This window comes from Nesterenkonia aurantiaca, assembly GCF_004364585.1.
Classification (GTDB): Bacteria; Actinomycetota; Actinomycetes; order Actinomycetales; family Micrococcaceae; genus Nesterenkonia; species Nesterenkonia aurantiaca.
Window position 1 is genome coordinate 258,683 of sequence record NZ_SOAN01000004.1, and the last position, 12,847, is coordinate 271,529.

General features: G+C 68.5%; 11 protein-coding genes and 1 rRNA gene. 3 read left to right on the forward strand and 9 right to left on the reverse strand.

Features of this window, described 5'->3' with window-relative positions:
* The first annotated feature begins 14 nt into the window (after window positions 1-14).
* The 3 genes from EV640_RS07155 to EV640_RS07165 are packed head-to-tail and all read left to right on the forward strand — an operon-like array spanning window position 15 to window position 3,617.
* The gene (locus EV640_RS07155; protein ID WP_036476505.1) at window positions 15-1,532 is read left to right on the forward strand and encodes an MmgE/PrpD family protein; all 1,518 of its coding nucleotides are present in this window, start codon (window positions 15-17) and stop codon (window positions 1,530-1,532) included.
* 3 nt (window positions 1,533-1,535) lie between these two features.
* Window positions 1,536-2,453, forward strand: coding sequence for a methylisocitrate lyase (prpB, locus tag EV640_RS07160; RefSeq protein ID WP_036476507.1), 918 nt, complete (start codon window positions 1,536-1,538; stop codon window positions 2,451-2,453).
* A 30-nt stretch (window positions 2,454-2,483) separates the two neighbouring features.
* A complete protein-coding gene (locus EV640_RS07165) occupies window positions 2,484-3,617 on the forward strand; it encodes a bifunctional 2-methylcitrate synthase/citrate synthase (RefSeq protein ID WP_036476510.1) in 1,134 nt (377 codons plus the stop codon).
* A gap of 148 nt (window positions 3,618-3,765) precedes the next feature.
* Here EV640_RS07165 and EV640_RS07170 read toward each other — a convergent pair whose 3' ends face one another.
* From EV640_RS07170 to rrf, 9 genes are all read right to left on the reverse strand, one after another.
* Window positions 3,766-4,809 carry a site-specific tyrosine recombinase XerD gene (locus tag EV640_RS07170; protein ID WP_341802710.1) on the reverse strand — a complete coding sequence of 348 codons (1,044 nt, stop codon included), beginning with the start codon at window positions 4,807-4,809 and terminating at the stop codon, window positions 3,766-3,768.
* A 73-nt stretch (window positions 4,810-4,882) separates the two neighbouring features.
* Entirely contained in the window at window positions 4,883-6,586 is a 1,704-nt protein-coding gene (locus tag EV640_RS07175) for a CTP synthase (RefSeq protein ID WP_036476514.1), read from the reverse strand.
* Window positions 6,587-6,621: 35 nt separating this feature from the next.
* Window positions 6,622-8,535, reverse strand: coding sequence for a DNA repair protein RecN (locus EV640_RS13845; RefSeq protein ID WP_133726151.1), 1,914 nt, complete (start codon window positions 8,533-8,535; stop codon window positions 6,622-6,624).
* Window positions 8,532-9,500 (reverse strand): NAD kinase, encoded by a 969-nt coding sequence (locus EV640_RS07185; RefSeq protein ID WP_084479658.1) that lies wholly within the window; start codon window positions 9,498-9,500, stop codon window positions 8,532-8,534. The genes EV640_RS13845 and EV640_RS07185 overlap by 4 nt, the downstream gene beginning before the upstream one ends.
* 10 nt (window positions 9,501-9,510) lie before the next feature.
* Window positions 9,511-10,320, reverse strand: coding sequence for a TlyA family RNA methyltransferase (locus EV640_RS07190; protein WP_036476516.1), 810 nt, complete (start codon window positions 10,318-10,320; stop codon window positions 9,511-9,513).
* Window positions 10,320-10,487: a hypothetical protein gene (locus EV640_RS13580; protein WP_166645881.1), complete on the reverse strand. Its 168-nt coding sequence runs from the start codon at window positions 10,485-10,487 to the stop codon at window positions 10,320-10,322. Before EV640_RS13580 ends, EV640_RS07190 begins: the two co-directional genes overlap by 1 nt.
* A complete protein-coding gene (locus EV640_RS07195) occupies window positions 10,484-11,311 on the reverse strand; it encodes an HAD-IIA family hydrolase (RefSeq protein WP_051501328.1) in 828 nt (275 codons plus the stop codon). The genes EV640_RS13580 and EV640_RS07195 overlap by 4 nt, the downstream gene beginning before the upstream one ends.
* Window positions 11,308-12,156: a tetratricopeptide repeat protein gene (locus EV640_RS07200; RefSeq protein ID WP_200869326.1), complete on the reverse strand. Its 849-nt coding sequence runs from the start codon at window positions 12,154-12,156 to the stop codon at window positions 11,308-11,310. Before EV640_RS07200 ends, EV640_RS07195 begins: the two co-directional genes overlap by 4 nt.
* Before the next feature lie 353 nt (window positions 12,157-12,509).
* Window positions 12,510-12,626: ribosomal RNA gene (rrf, locus tag EV640_RS07205) — 5S ribosomal RNA — on the reverse strand.
* Window positions 12,627-12,847 lie beyond the last annotated feature (221 nt).

Consider the following 12,847-nt stretch of genomic DNA (forward strand, 5'->3'; position numbering starts at 1 on the left):
GAGGAACCACCAGCATGATCACGCATAACGTACGGGTCTACCGCAGTGACGAGAACCTTCCCCGGCAGGACCAGCTCGCCTGGAAGATCGCCCAGGTCGCCGTCGACCCGGTGGAGGTGGATGCGGAGGTCACCGAGATGGTGATCAACCGGATCATCGACAACGCGTCGGTGGCGGTGGCCTCGCTGAATCGGGCCCCGATCGTCGCCGCGCGCGCTCAGGCGCTGGACCATTCGGTCTCCGCCAACGGTTCCGGCGCCTCGATCTTCGGCATCGAGACGAAGACCAGCCCCGAGTGGGCCGCCTGGGCCAATGGTGTCGCCGTGCGCGAGCTGGATTATCACGACACCTTCCTGGCCGCCGAGTACTCCCACCCAGGGGACAACATTCCGGCCTTGCTGGCCGCGGCCCAGCACACCGGAGCCTCCGGACCGGAGCTGATCCGTGGCATCGCCACCGGTTACGAGATCCAGGTGGACCTGGTCAAGGCGATCTCGCTGCACAAGCACAAGATCGACCACGTGGCGCACCTCGGACCCTCCGCCGCGGCCGGCATCGGCACCCTGCTCGATCTCGACGCCGAGACGATCTTCCAGGCTGTGGGCCAGGCGCTGCACACCACCACCGCGACCCGGCAGTCCCGCAAGGGCGAGATCTCCACCTGGAAGGCCCACGCCCCGGCCTTCGCCGCGAAGATGGCCGTGGAATCCGTGGATCGCGCGATGCGCGGGCAGACCTCCCCGGTGCCGATCTATGAGGGCGAGGACGGGGTCATCGCCTGGCTGCTCGACGGGCCGGACGCCTCCTACGAGGTGCCGCTGCCAGAGCGCGGGGAGTCCAAGCGGGCGATCCTGGACACCTATACCAAGGAGCACTCCGCGGAGTACCAGGCGCAGGCCTGGATCGATCTGGCTCGCCGGCTGCATCACGCCCACCCGCAGGTCACCGACCCTGCGCAGGTGGACTCGGTGCTGATCCGCACCAGCCATCACACCCACTACGTGATCGGCTCCGGGGCGAACGACCCGCAGAAGTACGATCCCACCGCCTCCCGCGAGACGCTGGATCACTCCATCCCGTATATCTTCACCGTGGCGCTGCAGGACGGCGCCTGGCATCACGTGGACTCCTACACCCCAGAGCGCGCGCAGCGCGAGGACACCGTCGCGCTCTGGCACAAGGTCACCACCGAGGAGGACCCGGAATGGACCCGGCGGTACCACTCCACCGATATCGCAGAGAAGGCCTTCGGCGGGTCCGTGGAGATCCGACTGCACACCGGCGAGGTGATCACCGATGAGATCGCCGTGGCCGACGCCCACCCGCTGGGCGCGAGGCCCTTCGCTCGGGAGCAGTACATCGCGAAGTTCCGCAGCCTGGCGGAGGGTGTGATCGCCGAGGCGGAGATCGAGCGCTTCCTCGGCGCGGCCGAGGGTCTGGAGACGATCCCGGCCGGTCAGCTCGATCAGCTCAACATCTTCGCGGCCACCGGGGTCATCGACCCCTCCGCCTCACCGAAGGGACTGTTCTAGGCCATGCTGTATTCCACCATCACCCCCGCGCAGAAGCGGCTTGATCTGCGCGCCATGCTCACCCCCGGCGCGGCGCGTCAGTTCCCGGGCACCTTCACCCCGCTCTCGGCCCCGCTGATCGAGCAGAAGGGCTTCGACGGGATCTACATCTCCGGCGCGGTCCTGGCCAACGAGCTGGGCCTGCCCGATATCGGGCTGACCACGCTGAGCGAGGTCGCCCAGCGGGCCGGGCAGATCGCCCGGGCCACCAATCTGCCGGCCCTGGTCGACGCCGACACCGGATTCGGGGAACCGATGAACGTGGCACGCTCGGTCCAGGAGCTCGAGGACGCCGGACTCGCGGGCTGTCATATCGAGGACCAGTTCAACCCCAAGCGCTGCGGACACCTGGACGGGAAGAACCTGGTGGACCTGCAGACCGCCACGAAGCGGGTGGCTGCGGCCGCCCGCGGACGGCGTGATGAGAACTTCCTGATCATGGCGCGCACCGACCTGCGCGCCGTCGAAGGTCTCGACGCCGCGATCGAGCGGGCCAAGGCCCTGGTCGACGCCGGGGCGGACGCGATCTTCCCGGAGGCGATGAAGGACCTCAGCGAGTTCGCCGCGGTCTGCGCTGCGGTGGACGTCCCGGTGCTCGCGAACATGACCGAGTTCGGGAAGTCCCCGCTGTTCACCCGCGATCAGCTCGCCGAGACCGGGGTCGCCATGGTGATCTATCCGGTGACCTCGCTGCGCTCGGCGATGGGCGCGATCGAACGCACGCTGGACACCCTGGCCGCTGAAGGTTCCCAGGAGGCCGCAGTGGATCAGATGATGACCCGAGCACGGCTCTACGATCTGGTCGACTACGAGGGATACAACGCCTTCGATACCGGGATCTTCAATTTCGACGTCCCTGACGTGCACGAGCTGAACACCTAGAGACCCCGCAATGACCCAAGGAGGTCACGCATGACCGAGCAGATCTATAAGGGACTGGCTGGTGTGGTCGCAGATCACACCGCCGTCTCAAAGGTGAACCCCGAATCGAACTCGCTGCTCTACCGGGGCTACCCGGTGCAGGAGCTGGCCGCAGCGCTCTCCTTCGAAGAGGTGGCGCTGCTGCTCTGGAACGGCGAGCTGCCCAGCGCGGCCGAGAAGCAGGAGTTCCGCGACTTCGAGCGCTCCCACCGCGCGCTGGACCCCCGGGTCCGCTCCGCGATCGACCTGCTGCCCCTGGACTGCCACCCGATGGATGTCGGGCGCACGGCGGTCTCGGTGCTCGGCGCGAACCACCCGCTCTCGGAGGACTCCTCACCCGAGGCAGAGCTGACCAAGGCCAAGGAGCTCTTCGCCGCGTTCCCCGCCGTGGTCGCCTATGACCAGCGCCGCCGTCGGGGTCTGGAGCTGGTCGAGCCGCGCCAGGATCTGGACTATTCGCAGAACTTCCTCTGGATGACCTTCGGCGAGGAGGCCCCCGAGGAGGTGGTCGACGCCTTCCGCGTCTCGATGGTGCTCTACGCCGAGCACTCCTTCAATGCCTCGACCTTCACCGCACGGGTGGTGACCTCCACCCTGGCGGATCTGCACTCGGCGGTCACCGCGGCGATCGGTGCGCTCAAGGGCCCGCTGCACGGCGGTGCCAACGAGGCGGTGATGCATACCTTCGAGGAGATCGGCATCGACCCGGCCGAGACCCGCGAGGATGCTGCGGCCCGGGCCAAAGCCTGGATGGAGCAGGCCCTGACCGAGAAGCGCAAGGTGATGGGCTTCGGCCACCGGGTCTACAAGTCCGGGGACTCCCGGGTGCCGACCATGAAGCAGGCGCTGGACGCGATGGTGGAGTACTACGGCCGCGGCGAGCTGATGGGCCTCTACGACGGGCTCGAAGCCGCGATGGGCGAGGCCAAGAACATCCTGCCCAACCTGGACTACCCCACCGGGCCGACCTATCACCTGATGGGATTCGACACCGAGATGTTCACCCCGCTGTTCATCGCTGCGCGGATCACCGGTTGGACGGCGCATATCGCGGAGCAGCGCGCGAACAACGCGCTGATCCGCCCGCTGAGCGCCTATAACGGGCCGGACGAGCGCCACCTCTGAGGCATCACCTCGAGGAACCACCATCCTGGGGCGATAACGGGTGGAATGGCGCACGCAGCAGGCGTCATTCCACCCGTTAGCGACCCATAGACGCGGGTTGGCTCATAAACGCGGGTGGGCCCGGGAATGCGCCTCGGTGGGCGCGCGTCTAGCGGGCGCGCGGGTGGGCGGTGGCGTAGCTCTCCTGCAGCGCCTCGGCGGTGACCTTCGTGTAGATCTGCGTGGTGGTCACCGAGGCGTGGCCCAGCATCTCCTGGACCAGTCGGATCCCGGCGCCGCCTTCGAGCAGGTGGGTCGCGCAGGAGTGGCGCAGCGTGTGCGGGGAGACCTCCTGGGTGATCTCTGCGGCGGCGGCGTGGTTCTGCAGCACGGTCCAGGCCGACTGCCGGGAGAGTCTGCCGCCGAGCTTGTTCAGGAACAGCCCGGGCGACGGCGCGCGGCGTCCGATCCGCGCGGCCAGGCCCGGCCGGCCAGCGGTGAGATAGTCGTTGATCGCCTGCTGGGCATAGCGCCCCACCGGCACCATCCGCTGCTTATCGCCCTTGCCGGTCACCCGCACGATCACCAGCCCGTCCGTCCCGCCCGGCTCTGCTGACGAGCCCGGCCCTGCTGACGAGCCCGGCTCGGCTGAAGAGCCCGGCGTCGTCGGGGCGCCGCCAGCACCGACCGGAGCGGCGCGGATCTCGTGGATGTCATCGACGTCCAGGCTCACCGCCTCGGTGATCCGCGCGCCGGTGGCGTAGAGGAACTCCAGCAGCGCCCGATCGCGGCGGCCCAGCTCGGTGTCCCGGCTGGGCGCGTCGAGCAGTCGGGTGACCTCGTCCACGCTGAGCGCCTTGGGCAGGGACTGGCGCGGCTTGGGTGCGGCGACATGTTTGGCCGGGTCGTGGGTGGTCCGGCCCTCCCCGGCCCAATACCGGTGTGCTCCGCGCACCGAGGCCAGTACCCGGGCCATCGAGCGCTGGGACAGGGCCGAGCCGCCGTCGTCGCCGGTGCTCAGCCGCTGCAGGAAGTCCGCGATCAGCGTCTCGTCGATGGCGCGCAGCGCGGTGATCTCGCGCTCGAGAAGGAACGCCCCGTAGCGCAGCAGGTCGTTGCGGTAGGAGCTCAGCGTGTTCGCCGCGGAGCCGCGCTCGATCCTGAGGTGGGTGAGGTAGTCCTCGATCTCGGCCCCCACAGACGAGGACGGCACCTCCGCGCGTCGCTGGAGGTGCCGTTCCCGTGCATGATCAGGAGCGGCGGAACCGTCCTGGTCGGCCATGGTGTTAGCCGCGTCCGCCCTGGGCGAGCTGCCGGTCCAGTCCCGCGCGGATCAGGCCGGCGAAGAGCGGGTGGGCGTTGGTCGGGCGGGACTTCAGCTCGGGGTGCGCCTGGGTGGAGACGTAGTACGGGTGCGTCTCCTTGGGCAGCTCCACGAACTCCACGAGCGTGCCGTCCGGGGAGGTGCCGGAGAAGACCAGCCCCGCCTCGGCGAGCTGCTCGCGGTAGGTGTTGTTGACCTCGTAGCGGTGCCGGTGCCGCTCGGTGATCTCGGTGCTGCCGTAGGTCTCGGCGACCACGGAGCCCTCGGTGAGCTTCGCCTCGTAGGAGCCCAGGCGCATGGTGCCGCCCAGGTCCCCGGCGCCCTCGACGATGGCCTCCTGCTCGGCCATGGTGGCGATCACCGGGTAGGCCGTCTGCGGATCGAACTCGGTGGAGCTCGCCTCGCTCAGGCCCAGCACATTGCGGGCGTATTCGATGACCATGGTCTGCAGACCCAGGCACAGGCCCAGCGCCGGGATGCCGTGGACTCGGGCATGGCGCAGCGCGCCGATCTTGCCGTCGAGTCCGCGCACGCCGAAGCCGCCGGGCACGCAGATCGCGTCCACGCCCTCCAGCGCCTTGGCCGCGCCCTCCTCGGAGGCGCACAGGTCAGAGGCGACCCAGCGGATCTTGGTCTTGGTGCTGTGCGCGAAGCCGCCGGCGCGCAGCGCCTCGGTGACCGAGAGGTAGGCATCGGGCAGGTCGATGTACTTGCCGACCAGCGCCACCTCGATCTCGTGGTCCGGGTTGTGCACCACGTTAAGCAGCTTGGACCACTTGGACCAGTCCACGTCCTTGAACTTCAGGTCCAGCGCCTGGACCACGTAGGCGTCCATCGCCTGGCGGTGCAGGATCCGCGGGATGTCGTAGATGCTCGGGGCGTCGGCGCAGTTGATGACCGCGTCCTCTGCCACGTCGCACATCCGCGAGATCTTGCCGCGGATCTCTGCGGGCAGCTCGCGGTCGCTGCGCAGCACGATCCCGTCGGGCTGGATGCCGATCGAGCGCAGCGCGGCCACCGAGTGCTGGGTGGGCTTGGTCTTGAGCTCCTGGCTGGGGCCGATGTAGGGCACCAGGGAGACATGGAGGAAGAAGACGTTCTGCCGGCCGATGTCTTGGCGGACCTGGCGGGCGGCTTCGAGGAACGGCTGGGACTCGATGTCCCCGACGGTGCCGCCGATCTCGGTGATGATCACATCCGGGGCGTCCTTGCCCTCGGCGGGCAGCCGCATCCGGCGCTTGATCTCGTCGGTGATGTGCGGGATGACCTGCACGGTGTCGCCGAGATAGTCGCCGCGGCGTTCCTTCTCGATGACCGTGGAGTAGATCTGACCGGTGGTCACGTTGTTGAGCCCGTCGAGATTCTCATCGAGGAAACGCTCGTAGTGTCCGATGTCCAGGTCCGTCTCGGCGCCGTCTTCGGTGACGAAGACCTCGCCGTGCTGGAACGGGTTCATCGTGCCGGGATCCACATTGAGATAGGGATCGAGCTTCTGCATGACCACGGAGAGGCCACGGGCCCGGAGCAGATGCCCCAGGGAGGAGGCGGTCAGACCCTTGCCGAGGGAGGAGACCACACCTCCTGTGACAAAGATCTGTCGACTAGTAGGGAGGCTGGTCTGGTTCCTGGAACTGTTTCTCTGCACCACGGAGTTCGATCCTAACAGTGAACGGGAGCTGGATGTAGTGCCACGGACGTGAGCTAGGGCGCAGCGGCTGCGCTGATCAGCTCCCGGGCGTGGGCGCGGGCCGATTCGGAGTCTTCCTGTCCGGCCAGCATCCGGGCCAGTTCGCTGACCCGCTGCTCCTCGTCCAGGGCGGTGACGTCGGAGGCGGTGAAGCCGCCGGAGGCTGAATCATCGCGCACCGAGGCTTTGAACACCCGGATGTGGTTCTGCGCGTAGGCCGCGACCTGGGGCAGGTGGGTGACCACGATGACCTGGCGGTGCTTGGCGAGCATCGCGAGCCGGCGTCCGATCTGCACGGCCGCCTTGCCGCCCACCCCGGCGTCGACCTCGTCGAAGATGAAGGTCTCGGTCTCGGAGCCCTCGGCGAGGACCACCTCCAGGGCCAACATCACCCGGGAGAGCTCACCTCCGGAGGCGCCCTTGCCCAGCGGCAGCGGATCGGCACCCGGGTGCGGGGCCAGGAGCATCGCGACGGTGTCGGCGCCCTCTGGTCCCAGCTCGGCGGTCTCGGTGACCTCCAGGACCATCCGCGCCCGCGGCATGGCCAGTGCCGCCAGCTCGTCACCGACGGCGGCTCCGAGCTGCGCTCCGGCCTCGGTCCGACGACGACGCAGCTCTTCGGCCTCGGTCCACAGCCGCGCCTGCAGCTCCTCGAGCTCGGCGCTGAGCTCTTCGATCCGGTCGGAGTCGGACTGCAGATTGTGCAGCCGGGCGCGGGCTTCCTGCGCCCAGACCAGCACGGCGTCGATGTCGGGTCCGTAGAGCCGGATCAGTCGTTCAAGGTCGGCTCTGCGCTGGTGGACCGCGGCGAGGCGCTCCGGTCCGGATTCATCCAGATGCGCGGCATAGATGCCCAGTTCGGAGGCGGCGTCGTTGAGCAGGCTGGAGACCGAGGAGATCTGCTCGGCGATCTCGCCGAGCTCCTGGTCCTGGTCCCGCACTGCGGCCAGGGCCGTGGCGGCGGATTCGACCAGTGCCACCGCGTGGGGGACGTCATCCAGCGCCTCGGCGGCATCGGGTCCGGAGAGGGCCAGCTGGGCGGAGCGGGCGGCCTCGCGCAGGCCCTCGACGTTCTCCAGCTTCAGCGACTCGGTCTTCAGCTCGTGATCCTCCCCGGGCAGCGGCTCCACGGCGTCGATCTGTTCCAGGGCGAGCTGGAGCTGCTCGGCCTCCCGGCGTCGTTCACGCTCGTTGGTGGTGATCTCCTCGAGCTCAGCGACCTTGACCTGGTAGCCGGTGAACTTCTGCTTGTACTGCGCGAGCGCGGCGGCGAACTCGACCCCGGCGTACCGGTCCAGGGCGCGGCGCTGGGCGGTGGTGGAGCGCAGCCGCAGCTGGTCGCTCTGCCCGTGCACGGTGACCAGGGAGCTGCCGATCTCTCCGAGCAGCGCGATGGGCACGTTGCGTCCGCTCACGCTGGCGCGGCTGCGGCCCTTGGCGCTGAGCGTGCGCCCGAGCAGGATCTCGACCTCCCCCGGCTGGTCTGCGGAGGCTGGATCGGCCGCGTCTGGTTGGTCTGCGGAGGCTGGATCGGCCGCGTCTGGTTGGTCTGCGGAGGCCGGATCCTCCGCGTCTGCAGGATCTGTGTTGCCGGCTGTGCCTGCGGCCTCGGCTGCACCTGCGCCGTCGGCTGTCTGGTCGGCCTGTGCCGTGTCTTCGGGGGTCTGCAGCCAGGCGCCGGCCTCGCGGGCGAGTCCCACGCAGCGGTGTCTGGCCGGCACGGTGAGCCCGGCGTCCACCACGGCCTGGGGGGCGCCGGATCGGATGGCGGCGGCCTCGGCGCGAGCACCGAGCAGCAGTCCCAGCGCGGTGACCACCATGGTCTTGCCGGCGCCTGTCTCACCGGTGACCACGTTGAGCCCGGCGTTGAGTGGGAGCTCGGCGTGTTCGATCACGCCGAGGTCGCGGATGGTGACGTAGTCGATCACCGCTTCGCCACCTCTCCGCGGTGGAACGCGTCGGGGGTCTCGACCTGGTTGGCCGGGTCCACGGGTCCGCGCCAGCCGCTGGTGGGCAGGTTGAACTTGTCGACGAGCCGTTCGGAGAAGGGCGTCTGGTGCACCCTGGCCAGCAGCACCGGTTCGGCGGAGCGGGTGACCTCCACCCGGGAGCCCGGGGGCAGCTCCATGAAGCGGCGGCCGTCGCACCAGAGCACGCCTTGTTCGTCCTCGCGCTGCAGGACCTCAACGGCCATGATCGAATCGGGATCGGTCACCAGCGGGCGGGAGAACAGCGCGTGGGCGGAGATCGGCACCATCACCAGGGCCTGGACCTCGGGCCAGACCACCGGTCCTCCGGCGGAGAAGGCGTAGGCGGTGGAGCCGGTGGGGGTGGCCATGACCACCCCGTCGCAGCCGAATGCGGAGACGGGCCTGCCGTCGATCTCGATGATCAGGTCGATCATGCGTTCACGGGACTGCTTCTCGATGCTGGCCTCGTTCAGCGCCCAGCTGCTGCCCACGTGGCGTCCGGCGTGCCAGACCTGCACGTCCAGCGCCATCCGGCGCTCCACGGTGTAGTTCTGGTCCACCACCCACTGCACGGAGGCGTCGAGTTCGGTGCGTTCGGATTCAGCGAGGAAGCCGACGTGGCCGAGGTTGACGCCCATCAGCGGCAGTCCGGCTCCGCGGACCAGGTCTGCGGCGCGCAGGATGGACCCGTCACCGCCGAGCACCATGCCGACCTCGCAGTCCGCCAGGGCCACCTCGCGTTCGGCCACTGCAAGCGACACTTCGCGCAGCCGGTCGCCGATGACATGGTTCAAGGAGGCGATGTCCCGCTCCATCATCACGGGGCGCAGTCCGGCGCTGTGCAACCGCTCGGCGACGGTGACCGCCGCCTCCACGGCATCGCGCCGACCCGTGTGAGCAAGCAGCAGGATCTCTCTGGTCATGGAGCCTCCTTCAGTCGAACTCGACCGAGCCCAGCCTATCGCTCCTGAGCCGCTGCGCCTCGGCGGGGGCGGGCCCCGCATGTTCGACCCGGCGCAGGTGCACGAAGAACTCGACGTTTCCGTCCTGTCCCGGCAGGCCGGAGCGGTGGATCTCGATCAGCTGCAGCTGTTGGGCCTGGGCCGCGGCGAGCACCCCTTCGACGGCCTCACGGCGCAGCAGCGGGCTCGAGACCACCCCGGTGCGGCCCAGCCGCTCGCGGCCGATCTCGAACTGCGGCTTCACCATGAGCAGCAGGTCCGCACCCTCGGCGGCCTGTCCGGCCAGGGCGGGAATCACCAGGCGCAGCGAGATGAAGGAGAGGTCCGCGACGATCAGCTCGAAGGGCTCCCCCAGGTCCGCCGGTTTGAGCCGGCGCAGGTTCAGGCCTTCGTGGTTCTGCACCCGGGGGTCTGCAACAAGCTGAGGGTGCAGCTGGTCGTGCCCGACGTCGACGGCGACCACCTCGCGGGCTCCGCGCTCGAGCAGCACCTGGGTGAAGCCGCCGGTGGAGGCCCCGGCGTCGAGACACCGGCGGTCCTGAACGTCGATCTCCGGGGAGGCGGTGAGGACGCCGTCGAGCTTATGCGCGGAGCGGCTGACCCAGGGGTCTTGGTGCGCGACCGCGATGGGCTGGTGGGCCCTCACGGGGGTGGAGGCCTTGTGGATGACGGCTCCGTCCACAGTGACCTGTCCCTGGGCGATCAGTGCTCCGGCGCGAGTGCGGCTGGGGACAAGTCCTCGGGCGACCATGGCCTTGTCCAGCCGGAGTGCATCGCTCATCAGCGGTCCTCCGCGGTCTGCTTGAGCCGCTGGTTCAGGTCCTGGATCAGGGTCTCCGCCTGGGCAATCTCGGTCTCGAGCTCGTCGAGGCTCAGCGTGGGCTCCTCGGAACGCTGCTGGTCCTGCTCCGGCTGGTGGTGCGGCGGCTGCTGGTGCGGCTCGGTCATGTCCCGGCGGGTTCCTGCAGCGCCCGGTGGGACCCGTCGAAGAGCTGCCGGAGCTCAGCCAGGATCCAGTCGGGCCGCATGGAGTCCTGGGCCTGCTCGGCCGCGGCCGCAGTGTCGATCCCGGTCAGGACCAGCGCGGTGTCGAAGCCGGCCCTGTTCCCGCCGAGCACGTCGGTGTCGAGCCGGTCTCCGATCACCAGGGGTCGCTGCATCTTCAGCGAGTCGGCCGCCTGGGTGAACATCACCGGTTCCGGTTTGCCGGCCGCGGTGGGAGTCTTTCCGGTGGCGCGTCCCACGGCCTCGACCAGAGCGCCGTTGCCTGGGGCGATCCCCCGCTCGCGGGGAATGCTGAGATCCAGGTTGGTGGCGAACCACTGGGCTCCGTTGTTCACTGCATAGGCGGCCTCCGCGAGGTCTGCCCAGCCAAGAGTGGGGTCAAAACCCTGGATGACTGCCGCAGGATGATCCGCCGCAGATTCGGCGATGCTGAACCCAGCGTCCTGAACCAGAGTGCGCAGGTACCGGCTGCCGGTGACCAGCACACTCGCGCCTGGATCCAGGGCCGCACTGAGCAGGGCGATCCCTGCGGGGGCAGACCCGAAGACCTCATGGGTCAGCGCAGGGATGCCCAGCTCGTTGAGATGGGTGGCGACCTGTTCGGCGGAGCGGGAGGCGTTGTTGGTGACGTATCCGCGAGGCACGCCCCGGCTCACCAGCTGTTCCACGGCGTGTGCAGCCCCGGGGATCGCGTGAGGTCCGGCGTAGAGAACTCCGTCGAGATCGAAGAGCACTCCGTCATAGGAGTCGAGGAGACTCGGGGTCATGCACGCCCTCCGCGCCGGCGGTCCTGGTCCCTGCCCTGATCGCGACCCTTGGAACGGCCCAGGACGTCCTTGACCTTGGGCAGATCGGCAGGCTCATCGTCGAAGTCGAGGATCTCGGGATCTTCGAATGCCCCGGAGCCCAGGGCTCGTTCTGCGGCGAAGGCCTGCTCGCGCCAGCGCTGGGCCTCCTCCTCCCGACCCACGGTCTCAAGGACCGCGGCGTAGGCGGTGAAGAGCCGGGGCGAGAAGCTGAAGGCCCGGTTGATGTCGAGCTCTGGGACCTCCAGCGCGGTCACGGCTGAGGCGTGGTCCCCCAGATCGGTGTACGCCCCGGAGACGACCATGGCCATCTCGGCGCGCACCGGGCCGGTCAGCGCGGCCACCTCCTCGGACTGGGAGAGCTCGATGGCCTTCTCGGGACGGCCGAGTCCGCGTTCGCAGTCGGCCAGGACCGGCAGGTGGGTCTGGTCGCCGCTGATCCGGCGGTAGGTGCGCAGCTCGCGCAGCGCCTCGGCGAAGTCCCCGGCGGCATAGGCAGTCAGACCTACGGCTTCGCGGACGATGCCGAGGCGTCCGCCGCGGCGGGAGGCGGCGAGTGCGTGCTGGAACGCGACCTCGGGGGCGATGTCGACCAGACGGCCGGCCATCACCAGGTGCTTGGCCACCCAGGGACGGTTCGTGTCGTCCAGGGTGCGCAGCTGCAACAGGGCCGCCCGGTCCAGCTCTTTGCCGGTGACATCCTCGTCGATCTCGGGAGAACGCGTGCGATCCTCGCTGTTGGACCGGCGGAGGTCGCGCGGGTTGCGCGGGGGCCTTGGGCGGTCGCCGTAGGACTCGTCATGCATAGGTTCTTGGTTCTCCTTGGATTACGTGCGCAGGGCCATCCCAGGATACCGCCTTCAGCGGCACCGGCGGCCTGGCGGCAGTTATGGGTGCGAAGCACGGATCGGGCACGATCAGACACGGAATTGAATGCGCCCTGAAACACAAAAAAGGCCGCACCGAAGAGCTCTCCGGGCGGCCGAATGAATGGACCACTGCGACGCATTGTTGCTGAGGAACGCTCGCATTGTTGAGCAGCACTAGGCCGATCGCCTCAGAACGATGACGCAGCCCTCGGCGCGACCAAAATTGCTCTGAATACAGGTCAAGCCCGGTCCCCGAAGGGACCGGGCTTGAACCCTCTCTACCAAATAGTGTCCGGCGGCGACCTACTCTCCCACACACTCCAGTGTGCAGTACCATCGGCGCAGTGGGCCTTAGCTTCCGGGTTCGGGATGGGACCGGGCGTTTCCCCCACGCTATGACCGCCGTAACTCTAGAACAACACCAGCACCCTTTCCCACACCACCACACACCCCAGAACACTCTGGGACTTGTGGAGGGGTACTCGACCAGTGTCGTAAACCTAAACTCACAACAACACTCTTCAATTATCACCCCACCCCCACAAACACCGGGGGCAGGGTTCTGTCTCTGACCCACACACCCCGCACACACACCCCACAAGAGGATGTGCCCACACGGGTGTCGTGA

What these genes read in the sequence shown, in the direction of transcription:
- EV640_RS07155 (WP_036476505.1), top strand. Translation starts at nt 15, where the DNA reads ATGATCACGCATAACGTACGGGTCTACCGCAGTGACGAGAACCTTCCC.
- prpB (WP_036476507.1), top strand. Translation starts at nt 1,536, where the DNA reads ATGCTGTATTCCACCATCACCCCCGCGCAGAAGCGGCTTGATCTGCGC.
- EV640_RS07165 (WP_036476510.1), top strand. Translation starts at nt 2,484, where the DNA reads ATGACCGAGCAGATCTATAAGGGACTGGCTGGTGTGGTCGCAGATCAC.
- EV640_RS07185 (WP_084479658.1), bottom strand. Translation starts at nt 9,500, where the DNA reads ATGACCAGAGAGATCCTGCTGCTTGCTCACACGGGTCGGCGCGATGCC.
- EV640_RS07190 (WP_036476516.1), bottom strand. Translation starts at nt 10,320, where the DNA reads ATGAGCGATGCACTCCGGCTGGACAAGGCCATGGTCGCCCGAGGACTT.
- EV640_RS13580 (WP_166645881.1), bottom strand. Translation starts at nt 10,487, where the DNA reads ATGACCGAGCCGCACCAGCAGCCGCCGCACCACCAGCCGGAGCAGGAC.
- EV640_RS07195 (WP_051501328.1), bottom strand. Translation starts at nt 11,311, where the DNA reads ATGACCCCGAGTCTCCTCGACTCCTATGACGGAGTGCTCTTCGATCTC.
- EV640_RS07200 (WP_200869326.1), bottom strand. Translation starts at nt 12,156, where the DNA reads ATGCATGACGAGTCCTACGGCGACCGCCCAAGGCCCCCGCGCAACCCG.